The following is a 24,333-nucleotide window of genomic DNA, read 5'->3' on the forward strand; positions in this document are numbered from 1 at the left end:
CTGGTTTTGTTTCTGGCTTTGTCTCTGGTTTTGTTTCTGGTTTTGTTTCTGGCTTGTTCACACTTTGAATTCCATTGTATAGAAACTGTGCATATTGCTCACGTGTTACAACTCTTTTTGGCTCGAATAAGTTACTTCCTGTACCAGCAGCAATTTTACTTTCCTGCACTGCACTGATTGCCTTCGTAGCCCAATAATTCTTGTCAACATCTTTGAAAGTTGTGACAGTTGTTGTTTTTAATTGAAATGCTTGTGTTAGAACAGCTGCCAATTGTTCCCGATTTAAGACCTCATTTGGTCCGAACTTTCCATCACCATATCCACTCATAATCCCTGCTTTTGTGATTGCTAAGATTTCTTTTTCGAACATAGAACCTTTTATATCCGTAAATGGATTTTGAAATTTAGCATCTACATCTACTGGTTTCAAGTATACATAAAGCAATCTAGCAACTTGACCACGTGTAATACTATCGCCGAAACCAAAAATGCCATTTCCATAACCAGCTACGATATTTTTCTCTTTTAGATCCATAATTGCTTTATATGACCAATGATCAGTAGGCACATCTTTAAATGTTGTATCTGCCTGTACATTTGTTAAAGATGTTAAAGTTGTTGCTGCAAGTACTGCACCTGTTAAAATCATTTTTTTCATTTTCATGCTATTTCCCCTTCTTCTCCTAATTATTTTTGCGAATAAAAATATACTTTATTTTCCAACATAAACATAATAACATAAATACATTATATTTATATATAATTATTTATTGTTATTGATTATAAAAATACTAATTCCCCCCCCAGCACGCTATAGACTCACCAAAAAACTCTTCTTGCCTATAGAAGCGTTTTTACTACAATGTGACTCATACATCAAGAGTATTATCATTTTTATTACGTTCAAATTAAACCTCATTAAAACAAATGTTGATTTGAAATAAAATATAATCAAAAATGCTCCACAAACCCATATGAAAAATAAGAAGACTCCATTTTGAAAAATGTTAATCAAAATAGAGTCTTCTGTTAGAAATTTGAATTTAATTTATCGTATTCCCCGAAAGAATTCTCCTTCCTCAAGCGTGTGAAGGGCGTAGCCCAACGATAGGTGGGAGATGAATTTCGGTTTGGCATAGCCAAAAACTTTTGATAAACTAGCTATATGAAGTTCTTTGATAACTTGATATAGAAGGTTGCAGGAAGAAAATAGAGTGCGAAAACCAAGCCATTCGGTTCCTGCGTAAAATATCAACCGTACCAAAAGAGCATCCATGCGTTGGACATCTAGGGGTGGAACACCCCGAAGTAACGCTCAGGGAGACGAAAGGTTACTTTCGTCACGGAACTGAGAAGCTCCCACTTCAAGCTTTGCTAAGTGGTGAGTAGTTCACATATATTTTCTACCTAAAACATCGTATTATTATTAGCTGTCTCATTTGGAATCTCTTGAATTACATCCCAGTGTTCGACAATCTTTCCATCCTTTATACGAAAAATATCCACTATAGCAACTCCCTTATCTTGAGAATTAGTACGTGAATGTACATGAAGAGCAACTGTATCTCCTTCAGCTACTACACGTTTAATCTCTGCAGAAGAGTTTGGATTTTTTACAAAGTCTTCCTTAAAGAAATCCATGAAGGCTTTTCGTCCATCAGCAACAAAAGGATTATGTTGCTTATAATCTTCACTTACATATTTAGGGATAATATCGATATTATGTTTGTTAAAAACTTCATTATAGAAATCGACTACCATCTTTTTATTCTTTTCTTTTTCTGTCACATTATCTTTAGATACTGTTGCAACATTCTCGCTCTTTGTTGAATGACCTTTGGTATTACCAGTTGAAGCTTGAAATATCAAAGTCGACACAATTCCTAAAATAAACACAGAAATAATTATTACTATTAAATTTTTCTCTAATTTCATATATACCTACCTCTTCTAATTTTATCATTCATATTCGATAACACACCCGATAAAGGATAAACCTTACCCAGAATGTGATGTAAGAGATATTGTTAGGAAAATCCATCTTTCCTAACAATACTCCCTATACGAGGAATGTTAGAAACGAGTAACTCTAACTTAATACCTCATTAACAGTTGCACTATCCACAATTTGAATAAACTTTTTAACCTTATCGTTCTCATCAAACTCATAAAGATGACAAAAATCTGCTATGAATGATTTCCCTGTTACTTTATATGTTCCACTATATTTTCCATACACAATAACAGTATTATTATTAAAAGCATAAATTTCATCTTTAGCGCTATAGTTATCCCATTCAGTTCCAAGACGTTCATGTACATTTTTCACTACTTCATCAGGACCTACATAAGTGCCCGCATATGGAAACCCAGCAGCTTCTGTCCAAGATACCTTTTCACTTAAATACGTTTTGAAAGCATCCATTTTTCCCTCGCCAGTTAACACATACGTTTCATGTAATAATTTTTGATATTTATTCATTGCATTAACCCCAAGGCATTTCTTTCGTTACAACTTTTGCACTTAACTCTAATACACCCTTATTAGCATAGCCTGGATATGCTGTTTCAAGTTTTGCTACAAAATCTTTTGAAGTTTTACTTTCCTCAGAAGCTTGAATTGCAGTTTTTAAATAATCCATAGTTGCAGTAATCGCTTGACTATCTAATGATTTTTCAATTGATCCATGGCTCGGTATAATTACGTCAGCATTTAAAGCCTGTAACACTTTCAAGTTCTCAATCCATGCCTCCATTGCTGCTTTTGAACTAGTATCTGCTAAGAATAGATGGATTTCGTTAAATACATCTATTCCCCCAATTAATAATCTCAGTTCTCTGTTAAATAAGCTAGTTCTGTATTCGTCTAAGCCTACTAGTTCAAATGTTAGCCCCTGAAAATCAATAGATTTTCCCTTAAACACTTGAGGTAATACCACATTACTTGGTGCATTCTCTCCAAGCGCATCTTTCCAAACTTTCAATTTCCCTAATACAGAATGAACAATATGTTCAACCGTAGACTCCGTAGCATACGCTATAGCTTCTGGGTATGCAGCTTTAATACTTTCTAACCCGAAATAGTAATCAGGATCCCCATGGATAATAAAGATTTTATCTAGAGATAAGTTATTGTTTTTCAAATAATCTACAATTTCTTTCGAATCAGATTGAGTAAATTTTGAGTTTATTAAAAATGCATGTCCTGCTTTTTCAACTAAGGTTGCAGTGACCATAAAACTTTTTTCATCCGAACTAAAAACTGTTAATTTCACATCTTTTTGATTTGTATCGATTGTTTTAAACATAGATGTTATTCTCCTTTTGTTATAGTTATTGAATAGATAACACACTTTTATTTTGTTTCGACAGAAGACTCCTCTTCAATTCTCTTGAAAGGTTCATCGCACCAGCAAATGGATGAGAGATGAATGTCGGATGGCGTAAGCTAACATATTTGCTACTATAGCCTAAGTTTTCTTAATATAAATTTTTAAAACGTGCTTCAATTTTATCTGGCGTCATTACCCCACCACCAATAGGAATAATTTGATCATCCTTTTGTAAAAGTAAAGAAGGATAACTATTAACCCCAAGCTGTCGAACCTTATTGAAATCATTTTGGACATCTACAATTGTTTCTTGCGCATTTAAACGCTCTAATACTTGTTCAGGGTCCAAACCATGCTCAATTGCAATCTTACGATATGTCTCAGGATCACTTAGGCTTTGTCCCTCATAATAAAACGCTTTTTGCATAGCAGACGTGAATTCTAACAAACGGTCTGGCGCTAATGAGCGTAAAGCTGAAAAGCCAATTGCAGCATCTTTCGAATTCATTTTAAAAGTCCCTTCTTCCACCAATTTTTGATAGGAAGGACCAAATTCTGCACCTGTAAGTTGATTAATTCTTTTATTTCCCTCTTCTATATATGAGAAATTTTTTATTGGTAGATTATCTAAAAATAATCCTCCACATAAAACTGTTAACGGCATTTCAGTGTGTTCTTTGTAAAATCCTTTAATACTTTCTGAAAAACCATAACACCATCCACAATATGCGTCCCATACGTATATAAGGTTATCTTGTTTTTTCTCCATTTAAATCTCCTACCTTTATTTTTATTAGCTAGTCCAGCTATCACTTAAAAATTCCTAGCTAGCTTTTGGGTTTGTAAAAGTGCATCTTTTTTAGCAACCTTATTATTTTCCCCAAAAACTAATCCTTCAAAAAAAAATCAACTAAAATTATTCATAAAAGATAACGCTGCACGTTATGGCTCTAAAACAGAAAATACTATCGTTCAGAATATGCATAGTTGTTAATATAGTAGTAATTTTCTGCACTGAACAACAACGTATAGATCGCTATCCTTAATTAAATATAGAAATCTTTTTTCTTAAAACAGGACATTGTTGTAACCAAATAAGTTACACCTTATGTAACTATATTAGTTACAACGGAATCGAAAGTCAATTCTTTTTTATAAAAAACATTAAATTTCTACTTTAACGTTTCCACAATTATGGAATTAAAATAAATTCCCTTTACCCTAAATGTCTATTGTTTAAGGTAATGAATTCTAATAACATCTTCTTATTTCTTTAAATGGAACAAACTTGCTACTTAGATTGTCTATTCATTATACGTATAAAACAGGTGTTTATGATAAGAGTGATGTAAAAAGAGTGTTACCCTATACACTCTTTAATTGTATTGATTTTTAGAACACCTAGACAAAAACCATATATTTTTGAAAGAGGTTGAAATTTATGATAATCTTAAACAAATTTTTTAACATGTTACCTTACAAAAAGATTGTACCTGTATTATTTCTTTCATGCGCAACGCTTATAGGCTGTTCCAATAGTAATACTCAATCTGAACCGCCTAAACAAACCAAACAAGAAAATACAGTTAATCACTCTTTTGCTAAGCTTGAAAAAGAATTTGAAGCTAAACTCGGTATTTATGCCTTGGACACTGATACGAATCAAACCGTTAAGTATCAATCAGATGAGCGGTTTGCGTACGCTTCTACCCACAAAGCTTTAGCCGTAGGAGTACTTTTACAAAAGAAATCAATAGAAGATCTAAATCAAAGAATTTTGTATACTCGTGAAGATCTTGTTAATTACAATCCAATTACAGAAAAGTATGTTGATACAGGTATGACTCTGAAAGAGCTTGCAGATGCTTCCCTTCGATATAGTGATAATACGGCACAAAATCTTATTCTTAAACAATTAGGTGGACCTAGTGAATTCAAAAAATCACTGAGAGAAATAGGAGATACCGTTACAAACCCTGAACGTTTTGAACCAGAATTAAACGAAGTGCATCCAGGAGACACTCATGATACTAGTACCCCAAAGGCATTAGCTACTAGTCTGCAGGCTTTCGCGCTAGGAGATATACTTTCAACTGAGAAACGGAATTTATTAATAGATTGGATGAAAAGGAACACTACAGGAGACAAATTAATTCGTGCTGGAGTTCCGGGAGATTGGGAAGTAGCTGATAAGACGGGATCGGGATCTTATGGAACCAGAAATGATATCGCAATTATTTGGCCACCAAATAAAAAGCCAATTGTTCTTGCAATACTTTCTAATCATGATAAAGAGGATGCTAAATACGATGATAAGCTTATTGCAGAAGCAACCAAAATAGTGTTACAGGCTTTAAAAACTCCAAATAAACAATAATAGTAGTAAGTCATCAGAATTTTTCTATTTTCCGTCACAATACTGTGACGGTCTTTTTATGTATTTTACAAGGAATATACCATTATCACTACAAATTCACCTCCATTTCCAACATAACTTTTAGTTTTTCCTTTTATTAGTATCCACGAGGTTTCCATATTTAGAAATCTCTCATTTAACAATCCTACAGCCTATAAGAAGTAAAAGTAGTTTAATTCTCAAACATGGATTGTGGAACAACTTTTTTTCCTACTACTTTAAATTCAATTTCCCCTTTTTCTCCATACATTAGTTTTATAATTGGAATAGTTACCATTAATTTTTCCTTCTTTTTTCTTTCTGTCTCTAAATCAATTATTTTCATGTCACAATCCCCTTTATTTATTATAAACAAGGAGAAAGCACTCAAATGAGTGCTTTCTCCTTGTTTATAAGTGGACCTTGTAGGACTCGAACCTACGACCGAACGGTTATGAGCCGTTTGCTCTAACCAGCTGAGCTAAAGGTCCAAAGCATAAAATTTACTTCATAAAGCGTATTCACATATATCATTTTACCATATAATGTATCAATTCATTTTACTTTTTATTTAATATGCATATTTGCATCGTGTTAAGAGTGTTTATATTCTGCACTCCTAATTTTTGTAATTAGTACTATCTTTTAGTACCTTTACAGAGGTTTGGTTAACAGTAAAAAAATCGATATGTCAATCATATTAAAAATAATATAACTACAACTATTAATTGTTTATATAATCAAATACTCTTATGCTATATTGTTTAATATCAGAAATAGTAACTAAATTATATGCCTGTTTCATTGTATTAAAACAATTAGCTATCTCCTCTTTTTCCATGATGGGTTTACCAGAATTATTATCTTCTAATTCTAGATTGGTTACTGCCCATGGTAAGTCAAATAGAATCATTTTCTTTAAACTCTTCCCACTATAACAGCCTAAAGTATTAACTACACAATCTAATAGTTCCTTTTCTATTTGAGTTAACTGATTTGTACTATCATAATTAACTTCAAGATTGTCGTACTGGTATCCTTTGTATTTATCAAAAATAACTCGATATACCGGGCCGTGACTTCCTACTTCACAATCATCTTCAAATAAATATGTTCCAGTAAACACCCTACAAAATCCCTGCGCATAGTATAAAAGCTTTTGAAGAGCTAAAGGAGTAATATCATCATTTTTATATAGCAAATAATTAGCAACTGCCTCAATTTTTGTAGTCTGTTTAGAAGTAACATTCTCATTTTCCTGCAGCTTTACAATCGCTTCTTTAGAAACCCTATATGCTTTTTGAGTAATTAAACCTTTATTTCTTTCCAGAATATCTAGCATAAAAGATCGATCCCTACTTAATCTTTGCAATATATCTGAGTACTGCTTTGTCGGAATATCCCCATTTACATATCTTGTTAAGGTAACTTCACCCCAACCTAGAAGTAAAGATAGTGGACGTTTTCCAATCTTATATTTTTCTAAAACCTCTTTTATTTCAGAAATAGTAACTAACTGCTCCTGTTTCCTATATGCATGATCTAATTGTTCTAAATTATAATCATGAATGTCAGGAACAAATATTTCAGATTTACACTCTTCGCATTTTGCTTCTTTACCCACGTAATGATATTGCTTCCCTCTAATGACTGTCATTTTGGAAACATCTTTAGTAGAATACTTTACCATATCTCGACAACACTCACATAAAACCAACATAAAAATCCTCCCTCATTATAAAACCATAAGTCACTTATCTTTATCTAAAAAGATAAGTGACTGGTTTATTCCTTTTATGAAAAGAAACAACAATCATGTATTTGTTCCTGTCCTTATTTTCAATTAAATTTGTTTTAACATATATGTCTACCGACTTCTTTTGTCCCCAATTATCTAGCTCATATTGTAGACAAAAGATATACAATTTTTCATAAGAAAAACTTAGATTTTTATTATCAACTGCATAACAAAAGTCATGTACTCCTATATTAAGAAGAATCTCTTTCACTTTACTAGCATTAATCTTATAAGCCTCTAGAAATTCAATATTCTCTTTCCTTTTTTCATTTCGAGAAATCGTAAATCGATTAGTTTTAATTAATTTTTTAAATTCAATTATGTACTGCTCAATCTCACCAATTGTAAAATTAGTGTGCTTTTTTGTCTCCTTATTTTGTAAGCTAATGCGCATTCAAGTTCTTTCCCCTTTCAAATCATACCTCATATTTACTAGAATAACAACAAAAAAACGTATCAATTGATACGTTTTTATTGATTTACAGTAGACTTCCATTCTCTCCGCTTATAATTAGAACGTTTATGTCGTCTACGAAACTTCTATATGATTGTTTTGCTGTATTTTATTCGTAAATCGATTACGTATCTACTTTAAAATCACAGCTTCATTAAACTTCTGATGAATAAAATCTTTATTTAACATAAAGCATGTTTCTCTTGTATCATCAAAAAATCTCTCATAGCCCCCTGTACCACTTCCTTTTGTTGAAACAACCAATTTAAGCTCCTTTCCTAAATCATGTGAAGCTTTTGGAAGTTTACGAATGTCCCCTGTTTCAATTGTCTCCTTTATCATGTTATAAGTTTTCTCAAACTCATCCACTTCTTCAGGAGTAAATGTAACCTTAAAAATTTTATCCAGAATCCTTTGGCCATTACCTAGCTTCTTACCATCTTTTTCACCTAGATAACCTACATATATGAAAGTTACTTCTTCAAAGAATGTTTTCCAGGAAGACTCTTCCCAAGAAGTTTCAAAATCTGCAAGTTGCAAGGTTCTGAACGTTGCTTTTTCTATAGGACTGTTATCTTCTCGAATTGGTATATTTTTAATTAGAAAATTAGATTTACTGAATACCTCATGCTTCTCTGGTAATTCCTTATCTGTACCTACTATCCTATTAGCTACCATTTTACTAATACTGTTAGGTATTTTTTTAGCTGAATCACGCTTCTCAAAAAGATTTAATATATCTAATTGATTCATCCCCTTATACGGTTTTAGTTGATTCCAAATGTATCCTTCAGGTGTGACAAATACATTAGATTTTTCACCTCTGTCCATTCTTTCTACATGGCTTCTCAAAACACCACGAAAGAAAGAATTTTTTAAGGAAAATGCTCTTGTAGGTGCAGAGATTTCCGAATTAGGCTGTTCTGCTTTTTGTCCTTTCTGTCCTTTTGTGGCCGCCCCTAGAATAACGGTATCGCCCTCAGACAATTTATGAGCAAGTCCTTCTAGCACTTTTTGCTTTATTGTATAAAAATCATTTCGGATTATTGCTTCATCTTGCGACATATCATAGAGTTGAAAATCTCGAATTATAAAATCTCCATACGGAACACCTTTCATATATTCGTACCAAATAATTAGCAACTTTTTGTTCTTAGAAACAACTTTGCTAAACTCATATTCTTCATGAATAATATTTTTATAGTTAATCATGCTTAAAGAAATTCTTTCCTTTGCCGACCATGATCCATTTCGAAGTTGATTAAAACCAGAAACTTTCAACTCAATTCCTAATTCTCCAAAGTCTGCCTCAGGACAATTATTTAATTCATAATCGTAAAATCCTGTCTCAACAACCTTACCTAGTATTCCTTTATCGTTACTATTTCCTTGTAAGATTCCTTTTGTATCAATTTCTTTAAAACTCTTCCCAATAATTCCTTCCGTAAATGCTAATAATTGTTCCTCTGTTTTAAATTTCATACTCATCCCCACCTATCTTTCATTATTATTTAATAAATAAAACTGTACAATGAACTATTTCATACATTAAAAAAACTATATCCCCCTCCTAATTCCCTCATATACAAATAAATTATTCGTAATGGTTCTCCCCTTATATAAATTTCCTTTTTTAATCTGTTATTGTAACAGAAATACATTTTCATACTTGTTTCACCCAAAACAAAAAGGGCTTCCTCAAGTCGATTAATTGTGCACAGCAAAATAAGCTATTTACACTAATCGGCTCAAAGAAGCCCTTTCAAAATTAAAGTAAGAACAAAACTTACTTTTACAACTCAACCACAACACATCAGGTGTGGGAATAAACGGAATCAAATAAACTAACAATATACCTATATATTACAAAAAAGATATAGGTATATCAAGATATTTTCAAAAACTAAACTACCACTTTTTCCATTTCTGTAATTTTATTACATTATTTATTAACTTTTTATTACTTAACTTCTTGGATCTGTGGCATCAAAATTTTTTTACTGTATTTGTATTTAAAGGTTCATCGCTCACGTTCATGAATTAATTATTTTTTAGATTCCCTATAAATGTTTCAAGGAAATCATAATAATCTTTGGAAAAATTATTGTTTTTATAAAGATTCAATTTCTCATCAAATCTCTCTCTATCACCTAAAGGAAAAAATAGACAAATTCCAGTAGCTTGTTTCCAAGGGCTTTTCACATTATAAACTACAGCCTGATCAACTGCACTCATAATTCTTCTTGAATAAAATGGATACTGAGAATACATTTGTTTTGCCAAATCGCCTAAGTCTACCATTTCTGAATCCTCTGGTCCATCCATTTTTCCGTACTCCTCTACATTACGTCTTGCAGTAAGGATAGATTGAAATTTATCATCATTTAATACATCTACTTTCAATAATCTTGCTACATCATCAAAAGCTTTTTTAATAGGTTTTACCTTAGACAAATCTATCACAGACATAGCTATATCATCTTCTTCTTCATTTTCTACAGCTTGCTTATAAAAACCATCTGCTATGATTCTTCCCAACTCTGCTCCATTCATATTTGGTTTATTTAATAATTTTTCAAATGTATATATATAATTTAAACCATGACCTGGAACCATATCTTCTGAACCAACAATATAATTAGCATACTGATTTATGTAACTAAGAGTTTCTAGATTTGTAACTAAACAAGCATCAAATGCTACAACCTCTAATTTTTTTCTTGTTTTTTTATAAGTATCTTTAAACGTTTTTTCAAGTTCTGGTAATGTAAGTGGATCCAGTCCGAATCGTTCATCATGACCATATCCATATACAGATCCCGATCCATGCCCCCATAAAATCACAGCATATTTTTCTGCTGGATACTTTTCCATACCCCAAATCATAAAATCGCTAAGTGTAGATGATTCTCCCATATTCTTAAGTCCAACATCCTCAATGAATTGTAGGGAATCTTTTTGAATTATCCATCTTTGATTAGTTTCTGGATTAATCGCAGGTGTATGCCATTTTTTTGCTCCACCTGTCTCCATAACTATATTAACTTCTTCTGAAGAGCCTATCTTCAGCATCTCCTTTAAATCTTCAGAAGCTAGCTCAAAATCACTCTCCAAACTAGAACCATCCAAATAAACCATCACAGTATATTTTGCTTTATTTAACTTATTTGTATCCGCTGAAACTTTAACTACATTATCCTCTACTAAACTAGGAAACCCTATTAAAAACATTATGATTAATAGTATCCTATACGTTTTTTTCATCTTTAAAGCCCCCTTTACTTGTAAATTGATTTATAAGTAAATTTCACATAAAACAATGTATAGAGTTTTATGCGACAAAATGAATGGTCACATTAAAATATTAGCTGTATTTCTTAGCTTGAATAGAATACAGCTCTGCATACTTCCCATCTTTAATTATTAATTCTTCATGGGTTCCTTGTTCTGCTACATGTCCTTTATCCAAATAAATGATATGGTTTGCTAATTTTGCAGTACTTAACCTATGCGTTACAATAATAACAGTCTTATTATCTGCCAGATTTGATAAAACTCTTAATATTTCATCTTCAGCATATGGATCAAGTGCTGAAGTTGGTTCATCAAATATTAATATTTCCGCTTCTTTATCACGCATAAATGCTCTTCCAATTGCAATTCTTTGCCATTGTCCACCTGATAATTCTTGTCCACCAAATAATTTCCCCAATTGAGTGTCATATCCATCAGTCAAAGTAGGAAGCAATTCCTTCACATTGCTTTTATCACTTGCTAGTTGAATTTCATGAATATTATTAATATTTCCCACATCACCAAGGCCTATGTTTTCCCTTAGTAACATTTCGTACCTTACAAAATCCTGTAAAACTGCAGTACACTTTTTTTTGTATTCAGTTGAATCATAATCGTTTAAGTTTTTATTATTATAGTAAATCGAACCTTGGCTCGGATTATATAGTCTTAATAATAATTTAATAAGCGTCGTTTTTCCTGCTCCATTTTCGCCAACTAATGCAGTAATTTTCCCTTGAGGTATGTGCAATTTCTTTATACTCAGAGAACTTTCTTCTGAATTTTGATATGAAAAATCCACTTGCGATAAATAGAAACCCGCATCCTTCTCGTGACTCTCTACTAAAGATGAATTTACTGTCTTAGGATTAGGAAGTTGAATAAAATTCAGTAAGTTCCTTAAGTGTCTTCCTTCCCTAGCCCCTATAGCAATTAATGCAAAATACTCATTAACGCCTTCACATAATTGGATGGTCATACCTAAAAATAAAACTACACTTCCAATTGATACTTCATTATTAATCGCACTATAAATAATAAAAATTATGCTGAAGGAAATTACACAAGATTGTATTAGCCCCCAAAGCAGACTATGAACAGCTAATTTTCTTTGATCTTTACTTAAAGTTGCTGACAGCTTTTGTACCGTCTTAACATATTTCTCTTTAAAAAAAGGTGTTAAGTGAAATAATTTTACCTCTTGCGCTAATTGTGGTAGCAAAGGAACTGACGTATAATATTCCGCTCTCCTCCTTAATTCCATTAATTCTGGCCTACCTTCAAATGTTGCTTGATTTAAATTTACCTCCTTAATAAGTTTTGGAATAGAAACTACTAAAAGAAGAAATGGGTACCACGGTAAGAGAGAAAATAGTAATGCAACACTAGCTATAATCTTTACAGTGCCTCCAAATGATTTCATGATTAAATCAATCCACATTGTAATCCAATACTCATTATTTCTAAAAGACCTTATTTTATTGTAAAGTTCCTTATCTTCAAAAGATTCAAGACTCTCCAATGTATTAGCTTTTTTCATAATTAATACATCGATATACATCTGTAGTTTCGCTACTAACAACCTTTTTTTCACTTCAAAAAAAGGATTAAACAAATCTGCAGTGATTGTGAGAATAATAAATGTAATGATTATCCAAAACGTGAAATTCGAATTTAATAATGCTGCAGGGTCTTTTGATAAATCATCAATTACCTTAGTACTTAACCAAATAAGCAATGGCTGAATAATTGATTCCAGTATTTTAATGAACATAATGTAGGTAAATCCCACTTTATCAGCCTTCCATAGCATCTTTAAAGAAGCCAATGTTTCCCTTGTAAATTTATAAGCATAATATACCTTATTGAGACTTTTCATTTTTCACAGTCCCCTCTAAAGAAAAACTAGATGCTTGCATTAAATACATTTTTGCATATTCTCCTTGCTTAGCCATTAATGCTTCATGTGAACCTTGTTCAATAACCTCTCCATCCTTAATTACAATAATGGAATCCACCATTTTTACAGTACTAAAACGATGCGAGATCAATAATACTGTTTTTTGTCTGGTTAATAAATAAAATTGATTGTACAATTGCTCTTCTGATTTAATATCTAAAGCGGCTGTAGGTTCATCCATTATTAGGGTAGAAGCGTTTCTAAAAAACGCCCTAGCTAATGCTATTTTTTGCCATTGTCCACCTGAAAATTCTATGCCATTCCATTCATTTCCTACCATTGTTTTATAGGAATCTGTATAACTATTAATTTTCTCGTGTATACCAACACATTTAGCTATTTCTTGAATTTGTTTCTTATTTTCTATACTTTCATAATCACCAATTCCAATGTTCTCATCTATTGCTAAACCATATTTTCCAAATGATTGAAAGATGGCAGAAATATGTTTACGAAGATGCTGAATATCTATTTCTTTTATGTTTATATTATTAATTAGAATTTCCCCTTCATTGGGATCATAAAATCGACAAAGTAATTTTACAATTGTACTTTTCCCTTCACCATTCATTCCTACAATGGCTGTACTTTGCCTTGCATTCAGTCTAAAACTAAGATTTCTTAGAATTTTATGTTCATTATTAGTTGGATAACTAAAACTTACATTTTTAAATTCAATATTCATTTCATGCAAATCTACAAATTTTGAATTTGGAGAGATTTGTACATCCGGCTTTAATTTAACAAAATCATGAAAATCTCCCCCCATTCTCCAAAGCTCAAGTGTTTCAACAAATTCATTGGAAACATTTCTTAATAATACATTTAATTGAAATAAAGCAGTTAAATATAAGGCGATATCTCCTATTGTCAAAGAAGCATTACTTATTTTATAAGTTATCCACAAATACCCTAATCCAGCTACTCCCCCAGATAATAAACCAGTTAAGGTAATTGGAATTAAAGATTTTGTTTGAATTTTTTTATATGCTGAAAATACTACATCAAATGTTTCTTTATATAGCTTCAAAAAAAATTCACCCAAATTAAACAATCTAACTTCCTGTACCGTATTTTTTATTAATAAATTATCCCTATAATATGACATCTTTCTTCGATTTGATGCAAATTCATTTTCATATACCCATTCCATTGCAGTAAATTTATTTGCATATATGACATACGGAATAGCGCTTACAATTAATATCACTGCTAAAAGAGGAGAAAGCGTACCAACTACTATGATGATACTAATTAAAGAAATTCCTCCTGTTATTACACTGCCCGTTGATTCAACTATTTGCATAGGTAACCAACTAGTACTGTCTCTTAAAGTCTCAAGTTTATCCCTATATTTCGTTTCTTCAAAAAAACGCATACCTGGCATTTTTTCTATAGCTTCTAAAAGTGTCGTATTAATTGTTAACATAGATTTTTCACCTAATAACTTTTGAATCCAACTGGTAATTGATACAGAGAAAATTCCTATAACAAAAGTTGAACAATATACAATTCCCCAAATAAACACGTATGTATCACCAGGATTTGCATTTTTAATTCCATTCAGAATCTCCCTTGTAGCAAATAACTGTATAGCAACAATTAAACCCTCAGCACTAAGTAAAACTAACAAAACTATGACCAAAATCGGACTAGATTTCCATATTATTTTCCCTAAAAAAAAAGCTATGCTCATCGTATTTTTAAAGTTGAGCATACGCTCTTTACAAAAATTAAACATTGCTCTCCTCTACTTTCAATAGAATGTTGCTTGTCTTAATTCTGAAGAAAAAATACACTTTCCTATATTACGAGGATCCACTGGTTTACTTCTTTCTAAAATATAATCTCTTCCCTTTTCAACTTCTTGTAACCAAATTTCTAACTCTAAAACAGAACGTAAATATTGAAAACTCATCCCTAAATCATTATTTGGATCATTAGATCTTATTAACATTGCAATTAAGTGGTCTCTATATTTCTCCTTATCAATAATCCCTAATTCCGCTACAAAATTCTTTTTATCTTTTGAGAACAATTGTAAAATATTATGTTTTTCATTTAATAAACATTTTCTAGCCATGTGTGCATAAGTCGTTTTTATTTTTCTATTCAATAAATAATCTGGTAAAACATCGTTAAACGCTTTTCTCATCAATTGTTTAGACCCTTTATAATATCCATTTTTATGCCCTTCTAGTAAATCATAATGTTCTTCAGGTGGAACACAAAAACTAAGTTCAATCATTTTTTTATCATAAAATGGGTACATATAATCTGTTGCTACCCTAGTCGTATCTAAACATCTTGCCCTTGGATATAAGTAATCATAGTGATATCGGTGTCCCCAAAGTTTAAAATCCTTACTTTTTTTATACTGTTCATACTCTCTTTGATTACCTTTATTTTCACGTTCAATATGTTCTGGGGTAAAAAATGGCATATTTGCTTCCACTTTTTCAGCCCAAACGGTCTTATAGTATAATCTCTCGTTTAAGCCTGGAATAAATGGTGCAATTCCATAAGTAAATGTTTTATCTAAGAATCCTCCTACCTTTTTATCAGACCAATTCCATAATTTTGATACTGCTTCTTTAAACTTTTTCTGTCTAAGTAAAGAATCAATGACTAATTCCTCTCCACTCGCTACATAATCTCCACCATCGCCAGATATGGAACGATTGGCACCAACTTCAATAGAGATTGCTGCTACAACTTCATCATACAAAGGATTTCCTCGTGGATCAGGTCCATCTATATACCACATCGGATCTCTTCCTATTTCTGCATTTAAAATCTTGTTAATATCATCCCCCATAATAATGGCATGCTCAATGTTTAAGTCTTGTAATAACTTAGTTACAAGTTCTTTATCATGGCTAAATGACATATCGTTAGATTCAAAAGATAGATTAACCCCAAAAATAGAGGAGCTTGAGCCATTGGCAATTGCAGCTCCTAAAATATTTCCTGAATCTAAGCCTCCACTTACATCTAAAATTGTTTTTTTATCTGATATACGAAGTTGAACAACATCAAGCATTGTCTGTCTGAACTCATCCACATAATCCGTAATATTCGTATGTTTTACTTTATTAAGTAGATTATTTAGTCCCCAATACGAACGAATACTTAATTTATCATTTTTATTCCATTGTAAAATTGAGGCTGGTGGTAATCGATAAATACCTTTAAAAAATGTCTCATTGCTATATTCCGCTTCACTAATTGCAAATTGTGTAGTTGGATAATTTAAGCATGCATTGTAATTAACTGTAAAAGGAATTTCATAATTTAATAGCAACGTTCTTAAATCATTTGATGCACAAAAGAAATCGTCATTTGGATGTTTATAATAATAGATTGGCCTCGTCGCATAAATGTCATTAGCTATTACAAGATTATCCATATTTCGATCAACATATGTAATTGTGAAATCACCATTAGCATTTTGTAATTGATAATCTATATTTGATGTTAAACCCTTATACAGATTTTCCCTAGCTTTTGATGTTAAACTTTCAACATAAGAATGCTTTAAGGAATCACTGAGTACACCATTCATAATTAATGGAGTAGCTAAAAAGGAAATTTGCTCATTGGTCTTTTTATGAGAATTTTTATAAGAGAAATCAACTTCACTTAAAAAAAATCCCTCTCTATCAAAATTAAGTTGGTTACTTATCTTCATTGAACTTAACCAATTTCTTAAATTCTTGCTCCATTGTTTTTTTATAGTATTATTTTCTCCCCACATAGCTATCCACATTCTCATTTTCCGTAACCCACCTTTCAACTCCATCTCTCATTTTAAATATATGCATTACTTGTAATTTCCCAAGATGATTTTGAGGATCAATAACTTCCCCATTCTCCAACTCAACCCAAGCATGAGAATGTAACTTTTCATCTATTTTTTTAAATCCAATTTTTAATTTTGCATCAATTCCATTTGAATATAGGACAATTTGATTTGTTAAAGAAATAGATACACATGAGGCGATTAAAGCGTCTTGTTCATCCATTTCATATAAATATTTACTAAATGTTATCAGTTCTTTTATATTTATCGGCATTGCTTTTCTCCTTTTAGCACTTTCATACATTGGAAAGAACTGAATGGAGACTTTATTAAACACAACATCAAATGAATCCTCAATTAACAATCCTCTTACTAAATTATGTAAAGCGACAAAATATTCTTTAGAGTTATTCATATTTATCAACAACCATTATTAATTTATAATTAATTAAATCCATTACACTTTCATCCACTAATTTTTGTATCTCCTCTTTAGAATTATCGAATTTAGATAAAAATTCTTCTACAATTGATTTTTTTTCAAATAAATTCTGATTAAAATTATCCCAAATTTCTTTATGAGCACCCTCTAGGCCATAGTATTCACCTTCACTAATATGCAACACAATTGTCTCTTCCTCATTAGCAATAGAAGTGACAGTATTAGAATTCTTTTTTAACAGCATAATTGTCTCCTCCTTCATTTTTTAAGAAGAATAGTAGAACTAGATTTCTACTATTCTTCTTAGATAGTTCATAAATCAAGTTTTCTATTTTACAATTTTTAACGCCTACGGACTCCTTTAGCTCTAGTGCCATCACCTGGCTTCTTTGTCTTAGCTAAGGTTACCGCCATAAACGATCCGTATCCCTTTACTTTCCCTACTTCTAATTTTTTCATTTTTCTTCCCTCCTATCCTCTTTATTTAAGAAGGTTTATAGTCCTTTACGAATTCCTTTTGTTCTTGTTCCGTCACCTGGTTTGTTTTTCTTTGCTAATGTTACTGCCATAAATGATCCATATGCCTTTACTTTCCCTGCTTCTAATTTTTTCATTTTTCTTCTCTCCCTTATTTTTTAATTTAATAACGTTTATAGTCCTTTACGGATTCCTTTTGTCCTTGTTCCATCACCTGGTTTGCTTTTCTTCGCTAATGTTACTGCCATAAATGATCCATATGCCTTTACTTTCCCTGCTTCTAATTTTTTCATTTTTCTTCTCTCCCTTATTTTTTAATTTAATAACGTTTATAGTCCTTTACGGATTCCTTTTGTCCTTGTTCCATCACCTGGTTTGCTTTTCTTCGCTAATGTTACTGCCATAAATGATCCATATGCCTTTACTTTCCCTGCCTCTAGTTTTTTCATTTTTCTTCTCCCCCTCCTTTCTATGGAATTAAGTTGAAGTTTATACACAAGAAATCAGAATGTAAACTACTCAAGAAACTACTTTTTTTTACATTTAACATCAAAATTCTACAAATTGATGTATTTTTATTCAAAAAATAACATTTTATAAACACATATAAACGAAATAATGTATTTTTATTACTTGTCTGAATTATTTGTTTACTATTGATAAAAATGTAAATATTTTCTAAACAAGGTCTGTTTAATCTATTTTTTCAACTTCATATACTTTTATGTAAATATAAGTAATTTATGTAATTCCACCCCTAAATCATAAGGTGTAAGTGCGCTTATTCCTCTGTCAGTAATTTGAATATTCTGTTAAATATTTCTAAATAATGACTTTCAATCTTTATTTTTTTTCCAAATAAAAATAGGATCACTATAGTAGCGCAATGCTATTATTATAGTGATCCTATCTTTATTTATACTTTCATTATATTGATTAACTATTAGATAAAAGAAAAAATTCTTTTTCAAATCCTGTATTCTCCCAAAAATTCAATGCCAATTTATTAGCTAAGTCAACATAGACATGAATCAAAGAGACATTTTCTTGATTCAACCAATTGCTTATATTTCCAACTAAATTTTGCGCAATTTGCTGTCTTCTATATTCTGATTTCACATAAACTTCCTCTATTTGACCATATAACATATCTGTAACCAAATCTTGCTTTATTGAGCCAATTCCATAACCAATTAGATTATTAGTTTCATCAGTTACTACAAAAACTGCGCCATATCTTGATTGAATCAATTCCACTAATTGCTCTTCAATCCCTTTTTTATGGCTTTCCTCTAATTCACAATCTGCAGTTTCTATTGCGTTTAGATTCCATAATTCTATTATTTTTTTAATACTCTCTCGATTTTCTATTTTTTTATCTAGTTTTTTAATACTAATTTCCATTTTAAAACCTCCTTTGTAAGTTTCTACTAATATAGTGTAATAAATTGTATCTGGCAAGTTAAACCAAGTTGATAAAATATAATCTTAATATTAAATAATATGTAAAAAAGTTATTCCTCTTCTAGAGTTCATTATACTTTTTATTTTTTCCAAATGCTTTTTCTACAGGATATTTTTCAGCATTTTTTATAAGCTTAGATTGTACTACCTCTTCTAAATTTATATTTAATTGATCACTTAGCAGAAGCAAGTAAATCATTACATCAGCTATTTCTTCTTTCATTTCCTCCATTTTAGTCTCCGTTGCTTCTTGACTGGATTTCCATTGAAAAGTCTCAAGCAATTCTGCAGCTTCTAAATTCAATGAAATGGCTAAATCCTTTGCATTATGAAATTGTCCCCAATTTCTCTCATCTCGAAATTTTATTACTGCCTTTTGTAAATCTTCCATCACTATTAGTCTCCTCTCTATTTCTTACTATCTTTTCAAACTAGAACACACTATAGGTTGATTCCCTACTAATTAACCTTAACCCAGATATAATCATCCTCATATTTGACATTTAATTTTGAGCGAAGCCCCTTCATATATGTTTTTAAATGTTTTGTAAAATTCTCATCACCGACTTGATCATATCTTTCTACATCTAAATACAACTTGAATATATTTCCTTTAGTTAACTCAAATCCCCATTTTAGAAAGTTATGTAGCATACTTTCCTTACTCAAGTATTCATTAACTTCCATATATTCTAGTAGCTCATATAAATTATAGTACAATAAGTTACTCGGCCTAGGCATTTCACATTTCGGGCAATATTCTCTATATCTATCTTGCAGTTGCTTGACACTCCCACGGCTAAAGCAGCAAGTCCTACACCTTACGGTGTAACGGATGGGATTCTTGAATGACTAAGCATTCGCAGTCCATTTCTGTTTTGAACAGCCTTCAAGATGAGGGTGTGCCATCACCCCTCCTAAGACAGACCATATAGGTTCTTAGGCTGATTGACTATTACCGCCAACCACAGTTGCGTAGCGAATATTCATCGCCCCAACGATATCACGATGTTTCTCAAATCCACATTGGCACTTGTATTTTCTGTCTTGCGCCTTGTTCTTTTCAGAACATTTCGGACATGTTTGACTTGTATAAGAAGGGTCCACATATTCGACCTTTATGCCAACTAATGTCGCTTTGTACTCGATGAATTGTGCTAAACGATGGAATGACCAAGTGTGTAGATTTTTTTCGTTTTTACGGCTTGTTCGTGCCGTCTGTCTAATGTTCGTTAGTTGCTCTAATCGAATGACAGAAATATTATTATCCGTTGCAAAATCAACGATTACACGACTTACTTTGTGGTCTTGGTCTTGCATCCATCTTTGTTCTTTGTCATCAAGTTGACGAAGGGCATTCAGTTTCTTAGCTTTTCCTAACTTCTTGCGAACACTGCGAAACTTACGTTTCATAAATTTATTTTGCCTACCGTTCCCGAAGAAACGAACTTTATCATCATCTGTGATGGCTACCGCAGGAACTTTAAGACCTAAGTCTACTCCTAAAATCTTTGTTCCCGTTTTTTCGTTTGTAGGAATCGTGACAGATATTTGAGCAATCCATTTAGCAGATTTCTTCGTGATACGAAGTGTACCTAATTTGTGCTTCAACAATTCGAAATTGCGATTATATTTGTCCATTAATAAAGCGCGAACCTTTAAACGAGTTGACTTTCCGTTTACCATAAACGGAATTGAAATGTGCGTGAAGTCAAATGAATAGTTTTGGTTATTCCATACACAAACAGGTCTTTTTAGAATCGGAACGATTTTGTATTTACTCTTTTTCACCTTTGTAGAAAACACACTTTTCGCATCTTTAATTGCTTGATTTTTCACCGCACTTGGGATATTGGCCTCAATATCCTTTGTACTTTTCTTCGTGCTTTTCTTTGCTTCAACCATTTCAGATACAAGGGCATTAATGACTTTTATATACTCGTGGCTACTTTGTTCCAATAGCATGATTTGTTGTTTTGTTGGAAGCAATTTAACTTTAACTGTGATGGTTTGTGGCACAAGTTTCACCCCCTCGTTTTTTGATTTTCAACATAATGTTTTATTGTCTCACTTGATACATTTCCAGCAGTAGAAACAAAATAAGAACGCGTCCATAGGCTCGGCAAGTGTTGAAGATGAGGAAACTCTTCTCTCAAACGTTTTGATGTCACTCCTTTAATTTTTGCCATTGTATCAGCAGGACTAAGTGTTGGTGGTGTATTTAAGAACAAGTGAACGTGGTCTTTGTCGCATTCCATTGCAACAATAGAAATATCCAATTCTCCGCATATTTCTTGAACCAACTCTTTGAAACGTTCTTCTACTTTTGTATTAAGAAAAATCTTTCTTCTGTATCGTGGGCAAAACACAAAATGATAGTTAATTAATGACACGGTTGTTTTGGTTCTTCTATAATCATTCATCATGTGTGCATTGTATCAGTTAGATTATAAAACTGCAACACGAAAGATAAAAAATAAAAGATACCAACATTTTGGATACTTAGAGTGCCACAAACCTTGCGGTTTTTAGTAGTACTCCTTATCCAACCTCACTTTCATCCCATGTCTAAAGACGAGGGGCTTTCTCGTTCGGGAAGGGCTGTAATTATTTCTGTTCCACATTGATTACAATTATACATGTAGCAATCTCCTTTAATGGATAACTCAATTGGTCTCTCCTATATTTTTTACTCTCCTAAAATTATATATTATACTATCAGGTTTTTACATATTATTCCCATCCCACTTAAATTTAGCATTAAAAAACCTTCCATTAGGGAAGGTTTTTTAATCTATATATCTATTTGACAGTAACCAAATAATTAATATTGTTTAATGAAAGTTTCTTAAACTTATTAATCATAATGAAAGCTATCATTCTAATTACTAATCTATAGATTCAAATTCAGAGAATAAACAATTAAATAAAGTGAGCTTATTACAAGAAATATATTCTGTTTCTATACCTTCTAGTGTAGTATTTAATAACTCTTTAGAGATATAACTAAATCCTTTTTTATCCATAAAAATTTTAGTCTCTTCTAGAAGTTTAACGTATTGTCCACTATCACTTATATTATTGAAATTCCATTCGTCTGTTTCTTTAATATAACTAGTTTCCTCTAACATACAGTAATAATAATTTCCCAGTAAACTAATAAAGATCCTTAAATCCACTCTTTTTCCGCCTAATAATTTAATTAACTCAATATCATCATCTAAAATTTTCTGATTACTGTGAGCTAAAACCTTATACTCTAAACACTGACTATTAGGTAAATCTGTCCAATTAACAACTGCATTATTAGAGTATAATTTTTGAAACTCGGTATACCAAATTTTATCTATATTATCTTCTTGACTATTTTGCTTTAAAGAAAGTAACCTCTCATTTGGCTTTAAAATTTTTACTGATGATTTATCCGTAGGTCTTTCATATGAAAAAAATGAATCTACTGTATTTAAAATATCACTTTTAGTAATTATACTCATTTTCTATTATCACCCTTGTTAAATCTCTTATCTGTTAGTAATTTTTTGCCTTTTTTGCATCTTTATTTCCTTTTTTAGCTAAATCTTCAATCTCCTTCACCGTTTTATTTTTCATTGAGCCTGGAAATTCCTTATTAATAGCACCTTTTTTATATTTACCAATGACATCTTGTGCTTTCATTCCAGAAATACCAACAGCAGATCCAATTGTAACTAATTTACCTGCTTTCCATACCTTATGAACTACTTGTGCGCCTCTAGCTCCCCAAATAATCACAGGAATGGCTAATGGGAATGCAAATCGTTCTACTTGGCTAAATTCTGCCACTTCAATTTTACTATCTTCTACTGTTTCTACATTATACACCGGTACATTATCTAATTCATGAGTCGCTGCTTTCGTACTCATAGAAAATGATGTAGTTAATAGAGAAAATGCTGAAATACCTAATAATGATTTTGCTAATAACCTTTTCATAACAACCTCCAAATATCCCTATTTTTACCTTTCATGTAAATTTTACGATTTAATAGGAATTGACTTCAAGTCTGTTTATTACTAAAATAATTTGTTATAATTCTTATAAGAAAACTCAGTTAATACAGTAGGTTTATTATTTATAAAGAAAATAATAAACCTACTCTACATCTTCCTATGAATTAGCTACATTCCATCAATATAGGCACCCAAAAAAATATTTAATAACATAAACATAATTATAAGCTCTATTGAAAACAAATTAGTAGATCTTATTTCTTTACTCTCCTTTGAGAGGTACAGAAATTCTATGGACAATATTTACTTATTTACACAGTAATCCTCACAAAATAAAATTATTATATATATATAAAGTTACCTACTTAATAATAGGAATCTTTTTTGCTTTTTATTAACCTACAAGCCTAAAATTCCAACAATCTGACGAGCCTTAACATTATCTATATAATAATGCATCTCTAATCCCTTTCTTTCTGCACGAAGTACGGTTCCCCTTAATTTTGATAGATGCTGTGAAACAGTAGATTGTGGGAGTCTTAATATTTCCGTTAATTGCGTAACATTACACATTTTATGATGCATTAATTCATTTACAATTTGTAATCGTACCGGATGTGCCATTACTTTTAAAACATCTACGTCTTCTTCGCAGATTTCAGCTAGATCTCTATCAGTTACTACTGTTTTCATTTCGCATTCTCCTTTATTATTAATTTCTATTTTTCTTATTATCCTTATAAATAGTACTTATAGATGATTAAGATTTGTCCTGTTGAGAAAATTTATTCTCCTCTTAAAACAAAAAGGACACCTATTCTGAAAACAGTATTTTTACATAACCTTGAACTATGATTCACACTCTTTACTAAGTAAAAGTACTTCTTCTAGCCCTTATTAAAGCAAATAAAAAATTCTGGTTTTG

At 31.4% G+C, this 24,333-nt stretch carries 28 protein-coding genes and 1 tRNA gene; 1 reads left to right on the top strand and 28 read right to left on the bottom strand.

Annotated features, from left to right (window positions below):
* The 5 genes from AC0NJG_RS21155 to AC0NJG_RS21175 form a co-directional block, all read right to left on the bottom strand.
* A partial coding sequence (locus tag AC0NJG_RS21155; protein ID WP_474063375.1) for an S-layer homology domain-containing protein occupies positions 1-664 on the bottom strand: 664 nt, incomplete at its 3' end.
* Positions 665-1,407: 743 nt separating this feature from the next.
* Positions 1,408-1,935, bottom strand: a complete 528-nt coding sequence (locus tag AC0NJG_RS21160; RefSeq protein WP_046955433.1) for a nuclear transport factor 2 family protein — start codon at positions 1,933-1,935, stop codon at positions 1,408-1,410.
* Between the two features lie 154 nt (positions 1,936-2,089).
* Positions 2,090-2,482: a nuclear transport factor 2 family protein gene (locus AC0NJG_RS21165; protein WP_070806042.1), complete on the bottom strand. Its 393-nt coding sequence runs from the start codon at positions 2,480-2,482 to the stop codon at positions 2,090-2,092.
* Positions 2,483-2,486: 4 nt separating this feature from the next.
* The gene (locus tag AC0NJG_RS21170) at positions 2,487-3,308 is read right to left on the bottom strand and encodes an MBL fold metallo-hydrolase (protein ID WP_173601907.1); all 822 of its coding nucleotides are present in this window, start codon (positions 3,306-3,308) and stop codon (positions 2,487-2,489) included.
* A gap of 172 nt (positions 3,309-3,480) precedes the next feature.
* Entirely contained in the window at positions 3,481-4,101 is a 621-nt protein-coding gene (locus AC0NJG_RS21175) for a DsbA family protein (protein ID WP_474063376.1), read from the bottom strand.
* A 672-nt stretch (positions 4,102-4,773) separates the two neighbouring features.
* Between AC0NJG_RS21175 and bla the strand changes: the two genes are divergently transcribed.
* On the top strand, positions 4,774-5,709 hold the full coding sequence (bla, locus tag AC0NJG_RS21180; RefSeq protein ID WP_087953765.1) for a class A beta-lactamase: 936 nt from the start codon (positions 4,774-4,776) through the stop codon (positions 5,707-5,709).
* Between the two features lie 211 nt (positions 5,710-5,920).
* On the opposite strand, the gene AC0NJG_RS21185 is transcribed toward bla, so the two are convergent.
* The 23 genes from AC0NJG_RS21185 to AC0NJG_RS21295 form a co-directional block, all read right to left on the bottom strand.
* Positions 5,921-6,073 (bottom strand): hypothetical protein, encoded by a 153-nt coding sequence (locus AC0NJG_RS21185; protein WP_179192569.1) that lies wholly within the window; start codon positions 6,071-6,073, stop codon positions 5,921-5,923.
* Positions 6,074-6,144: 71 nt separating this feature from the next.
* A tRNA-Ile gene (locus tag AC0NJG_RS21190) sits at positions 6,145-6,218 on the bottom strand.
* A 233-nt stretch (positions 6,219-6,451) separates the two neighbouring features.
* Positions 6,452-7,447 carry a type II toxin-antitoxin system antitoxin SocA domain-containing protein gene (locus tag AC0NJG_RS21195; protein WP_087953764.1) on the bottom strand — a complete coding sequence of 332 codons (996 nt, stop codon included), beginning with the start codon at positions 7,445-7,447 and terminating at the stop codon, positions 6,452-6,454.
* Between the two features lie 40 nt (positions 7,448-7,487).
* Positions 7,488-7,919 (bottom strand): hypothetical protein, encoded by a 432-nt coding sequence (locus AC0NJG_RS21200; protein ID WP_173601904.1) that lies wholly within the window; start codon positions 7,917-7,919, stop codon positions 7,488-7,490.
* Between the two features lie 192 nt (positions 7,920-8,111).
* Positions 8,112-9,461, bottom strand: coding sequence for a Sau3AI family type II restriction endonuclease (locus tag AC0NJG_RS21205; RefSeq protein ID WP_353811545.1), 1,350 nt, complete (start codon positions 9,459-9,461; stop codon positions 8,112-8,114).
* Between the two features lie 558 nt (positions 9,462-10,019).
* A complete protein-coding gene (locus AC0NJG_RS21210) occupies positions 10,020-11,243 on the bottom strand; it encodes a clostripain-related cysteine peptidase (protein WP_474063377.1) in 1,224 nt (407 codons plus the stop codon).
* Positions 11,244-11,343: 100 nt separating this feature from the next.
* Positions 11,344-13,152 carry an ABC transporter ATP-binding protein gene (locus tag AC0NJG_RS21215; RefSeq protein ID WP_474063378.1) on the bottom strand — a complete coding sequence of 603 codons (1,809 nt, stop codon included), beginning with the start codon at positions 13,150-13,152 and terminating at the stop codon, positions 11,344-11,346.
* Positions 13,136-14,950 carry an ABC transporter ATP-binding protein gene (locus tag AC0NJG_RS21220; protein WP_474063379.1) on the bottom strand — a complete coding sequence of 605 codons (1,815 nt, stop codon included), beginning with the start codon at positions 14,948-14,950 and terminating at the stop codon, positions 13,136-13,138. Before AC0NJG_RS21220 ends, AC0NJG_RS21215 begins: the two co-directional genes overlap by 17 nt.
* A gap of 39 nt (positions 14,951-14,989) precedes the next feature.
* The gene (locus AC0NJG_RS21225; protein ID WP_474063380.1) at positions 14,990-17,002 is read right to left on the bottom strand and encodes an asparagine synthase-related protein; all 2,013 of its coding nucleotides are present in this window, start codon (positions 17,000-17,002) and stop codon (positions 14,990-14,992) included.
* The gene (locus tag AC0NJG_RS21230) at positions 16,974-17,450 is read right to left on the bottom strand and encodes a lasso peptide biosynthesis B2 protein (RefSeq protein ID WP_016135747.1); all 477 of its coding nucleotides are present in this window, start codon (positions 17,448-17,450) and stop codon (positions 16,974-16,976) included. The genes AC0NJG_RS21225 and AC0NJG_RS21230 overlap by 29 nt, the downstream gene beginning before the upstream one ends.
* A complete protein-coding gene (locus tag AC0NJG_RS21235) occupies positions 17,443-17,721 on the bottom strand; it encodes a PqqD family protein (RefSeq protein WP_016135746.1) in 279 nt (92 codons plus the stop codon). Before AC0NJG_RS21235 ends, AC0NJG_RS21230 begins: the two co-directional genes overlap by 8 nt.
* Before the next feature lie 98 nt (positions 17,722-17,819).
* The gene (locus AC0NJG_RS21240; protein ID WP_423778875.1) at positions 17,820-17,936 is read right to left on the bottom strand and encodes a lariocidin family lasso peptide; all 117 of its coding nucleotides are present in this window, start codon (positions 17,934-17,936) and stop codon (positions 17,820-17,822) included.
* A gap of 35 nt (positions 17,937-17,971) precedes the next feature.
* The gene (locus tag AC0NJG_RS21245; protein WP_016135744.1) at positions 17,972-18,091 is read right to left on the bottom strand and encodes a lariocidin family lasso peptide; all 120 of its coding nucleotides are present in this window, start codon (positions 18,089-18,091) and stop codon (positions 17,972-17,974) included.
* Between the two features lie 36 nt (positions 18,092-18,127).
* Positions 18,128-18,247 carry a lariocidin family lasso peptide gene (locus AC0NJG_RS21250; RefSeq protein ID WP_427321714.1) on the bottom strand — a complete coding sequence of 40 codons (120 nt, stop codon included), beginning with the start codon at positions 18,245-18,247 and terminating at the stop codon, positions 18,128-18,130.
* Positions 18,248-18,283: 36 nt separating this feature from the next.
* Positions 18,284-18,403, bottom strand: coding sequence for a lariocidin family lasso peptide (locus AC0NJG_RS21255; RefSeq protein ID WP_427321714.1), 120 nt, complete (start codon positions 18,401-18,403; stop codon positions 18,284-18,286).
* 487 nt (positions 18,404-18,890) lie between these two features.
* Positions 18,891-19,358 (bottom strand): GNAT family N-acetyltransferase, encoded by a 468-nt coding sequence (locus AC0NJG_RS21260; protein ID WP_173601897.1) that lies wholly within the window; start codon positions 19,356-19,358, stop codon positions 18,891-18,893.
* Positions 19,359-19,479: 121 nt separating this feature from the next.
* Positions 19,480-19,809, bottom strand: coding sequence for a nucleotide pyrophosphohydrolase (locus AC0NJG_RS21265; RefSeq protein WP_173601896.1), 330 nt, complete (start codon positions 19,807-19,809; stop codon positions 19,480-19,482).
* Positions 19,810-19,877: 68 nt separating this feature from the next.
* Positions 19,878-20,255: a hypothetical protein gene (locus tag AC0NJG_RS21270; RefSeq protein WP_474063437.1), complete on the bottom strand. Its 378-nt coding sequence runs from the start codon at positions 20,253-20,255 to the stop codon at positions 19,878-19,880.
* 102 nt (positions 20,256-20,357) lie between these two features.
* On the bottom strand, positions 20,358-21,437 hold the full coding sequence (locus tag AC0NJG_RS21275; RefSeq protein ID WP_087953753.1) for an RNA-guided endonuclease InsQ/TnpB family protein: 1,080 nt from the start codon (positions 21,435-21,437) through the stop codon (positions 20,358-20,360).
* Between the two features lie 5 nt (positions 21,438-21,442).
* Positions 21,443-21,844, bottom strand: coding sequence for an IS200/IS605 family transposase (gene tnpA / locus AC0NJG_RS21280; protein ID WP_033666944.1), 402 nt, complete (start codon positions 21,842-21,844; stop codon positions 21,443-21,445).
* Positions 21,845-22,306: 462 nt separating this feature from the next.
* Positions 22,307-22,912: a hypothetical protein gene (locus AC0NJG_RS21285; RefSeq protein ID WP_474063381.1), complete on the bottom strand. Its 606-nt coding sequence runs from the start codon at positions 22,910-22,912 to the stop codon at positions 22,307-22,309.
* Between the two features lie 34 nt (positions 22,913-22,946).
* Positions 22,947-23,390: a hypothetical protein gene (locus tag AC0NJG_RS21290; protein WP_474063382.1), complete on the bottom strand. Its 444-nt coding sequence runs from the start codon at positions 23,388-23,390 to the stop codon at positions 22,947-22,949.
* A 417-nt stretch (positions 23,391-23,807) separates the two neighbouring features.
* On the bottom strand, positions 23,808-24,101 hold the full coding sequence (locus tag AC0NJG_RS21295) for an ArsR/SmtB family transcription factor (protein WP_087953992.1): 294 nt from the start codon (positions 24,099-24,101) through the stop codon (positions 23,808-23,810).
* Between the last annotated feature and the right edge of the window lie 232 nt (positions 24,102-24,333).

The sequence above is a fragment of the Bacillus sp. SSR7 genome (genome assembly GCF_055902415.1).

What these genes read in the sequence shown, in the direction of transcription:
- AC0NJG_RS21230 (WP_016135747.1), bottom strand. Translation starts at nt 17,450, where the DNA reads ATGAATAACTCTAAAGAATATTTTGTCGCTTTACATAATTTAGTAAGA.
- AC0NJG_RS21215 (WP_474063378.1), bottom strand. Translation starts at nt 13,152, where the DNA reads ATGAAAAGTCTCAATAAGGTATATTATGCTTATAAATTTACAAGGGAA.
- AC0NJG_RS21235 (WP_016135746.1), bottom strand. Translation starts at nt 17,721, where the DNA reads ATGCTGTTAAAAAAGAATTCTAATACTGTCACTTCTATTGCTAATGAG.
- bla (WP_087953765.1), top strand. Translation starts at nt 4,774, where the DNA reads ATGATAATCTTAAACAAATTTTTTAACATGTTACCTTACAAAAAGATT.
- AC0NJG_RS21225 (WP_474063380.1), bottom strand. Translation starts at nt 17,002, where the DNA reads ATGTGGATAGCTATGTGGGGAGAAAATAATACTATAAAAAAACAATGG.
- AC0NJG_RS21205 (WP_353811545.1), bottom strand. Translation starts at nt 9,461, where the DNA reads ATGAAATTTAAAACAGAGGAACAATTATTAGCATTTACGGAAGGAATT.
- AC0NJG_RS21210 (WP_474063377.1), bottom strand. Translation starts at nt 11,243, where the DNA reads ATGAAAAAAACGTATAGGATACTATTAATCATAATGTTTTTAATAGGG.
- AC0NJG_RS21290 (WP_474063382.1), bottom strand. Translation starts at nt 23,390, where the DNA reads ATGAAAAGGTTATTAGCAAAATCATTATTAGGTATTTCAGCATTTTCT.
- AC0NJG_RS21195 (WP_087953764.1), bottom strand. Translation starts at nt 7,447, where the DNA reads ATGTTGGTTTTATGTGAGTGTTGTCGAGATATGGTAAAGTATTCTACT.
- AC0NJG_RS21250 (WP_427321714.1), bottom strand. Translation starts at nt 18,247, where the DNA reads ATGAAAAAATTAGAAGCAGGGAAAGTAAAGGCATATGGATCATTTATG.
- AC0NJG_RS21160 (WP_046955433.1), bottom strand. Translation starts at nt 1,935, where the DNA reads ATGAAATTAGAGAAAAATTTAATAGTAATAATTATTTCTGTGTTTATT.
- AC0NJG_RS21240 (WP_423778875.1), bottom strand. Translation starts at nt 17,936, where the DNA reads ATGAAAAAATTAGAAGTAGGGAAAGTAAAGGGATACGGATCGTTTATG.
- AC0NJG_RS21165 (WP_070806042.1), bottom strand. Translation starts at nt 2,482, where the DNA reads ATGAATAAATATCAAAAATTATTACATGAAACGTATGTGTTAACTGGC.
- AC0NJG_RS21170 (WP_173601907.1), bottom strand. Translation starts at nt 3,308, where the DNA reads ATGTTTAAAACAATCGATACAAATCAAAAAGATGTGAAATTAACAGTT.
- tnpA (WP_033666944.1), bottom strand. Translation starts at nt 21,844, where the DNA reads ATGATGAATGATTATAGAAGAACCAAAACAACCGTGTCATTAATTAAC.
- AC0NJG_RS21185 (WP_179192569.1), bottom strand. Translation starts at nt 6,073, where the DNA reads ATGAAAATAATTGATTTAGAGACAGAAAGAAAAAAGAAGGAAAAATTA.
- AC0NJG_RS21175 (WP_474063376.1), bottom strand. Translation starts at nt 4,101, where the DNA reads ATGGAGAAAAAACAAGATAACCTTATATACGTATGGGACGCATATTGT.
- AC0NJG_RS21265 (WP_173601896.1), bottom strand. Translation starts at nt 19,809, where the DNA reads ATGGAAGATTTACAAAAGGCAGTAATAAAATTTCGAGATGAGAGAAAT.
- AC0NJG_RS21285 (WP_474063381.1), bottom strand. Translation starts at nt 22,912, where the DNA reads ATGAGTATAATTACTAAAAGTGATATTTTAAATACAGTAGATTCATTT.
- AC0NJG_RS21245 (WP_016135744.1), bottom strand. Translation starts at nt 18,091, where the DNA reads ATGAAAAAATTAGAAGCAGGGAAAGTAAAGGCATATGGATCATTTATG.
- AC0NJG_RS21260 (WP_173601897.1), bottom strand. Translation starts at nt 19,358, where the DNA reads ATGGAAATTAGTATTAAAAAACTAGATAAAAAAATAGAAAATCGAGAG.
- AC0NJG_RS21200 (WP_173601904.1), bottom strand. Translation starts at nt 7,919, where the DNA reads ATGCGCATTAGCTTACAAAATAAGGAGACAAAAAAGCACACTAATTTT.
- AC0NJG_RS21220 (WP_474063379.1), bottom strand. Translation starts at nt 14,950, where the DNA reads ATGCTCAACTTTAAAAATACGATGAGCATAGCTTTTTTTTTAGGGAAA.
- AC0NJG_RS21255 (WP_427321714.1), bottom strand. Translation starts at nt 18,403, where the DNA reads ATGAAAAAACTAGAGGCAGGGAAAGTAAAGGCATATGGATCATTTATG.
- AC0NJG_RS21295 (WP_087953992.1), bottom strand. Translation starts at nt 24,101, where the DNA reads ATGAAAACAGTAGTAACTGATAGAGATCTAGCTGAAATCTGCGAAGAA.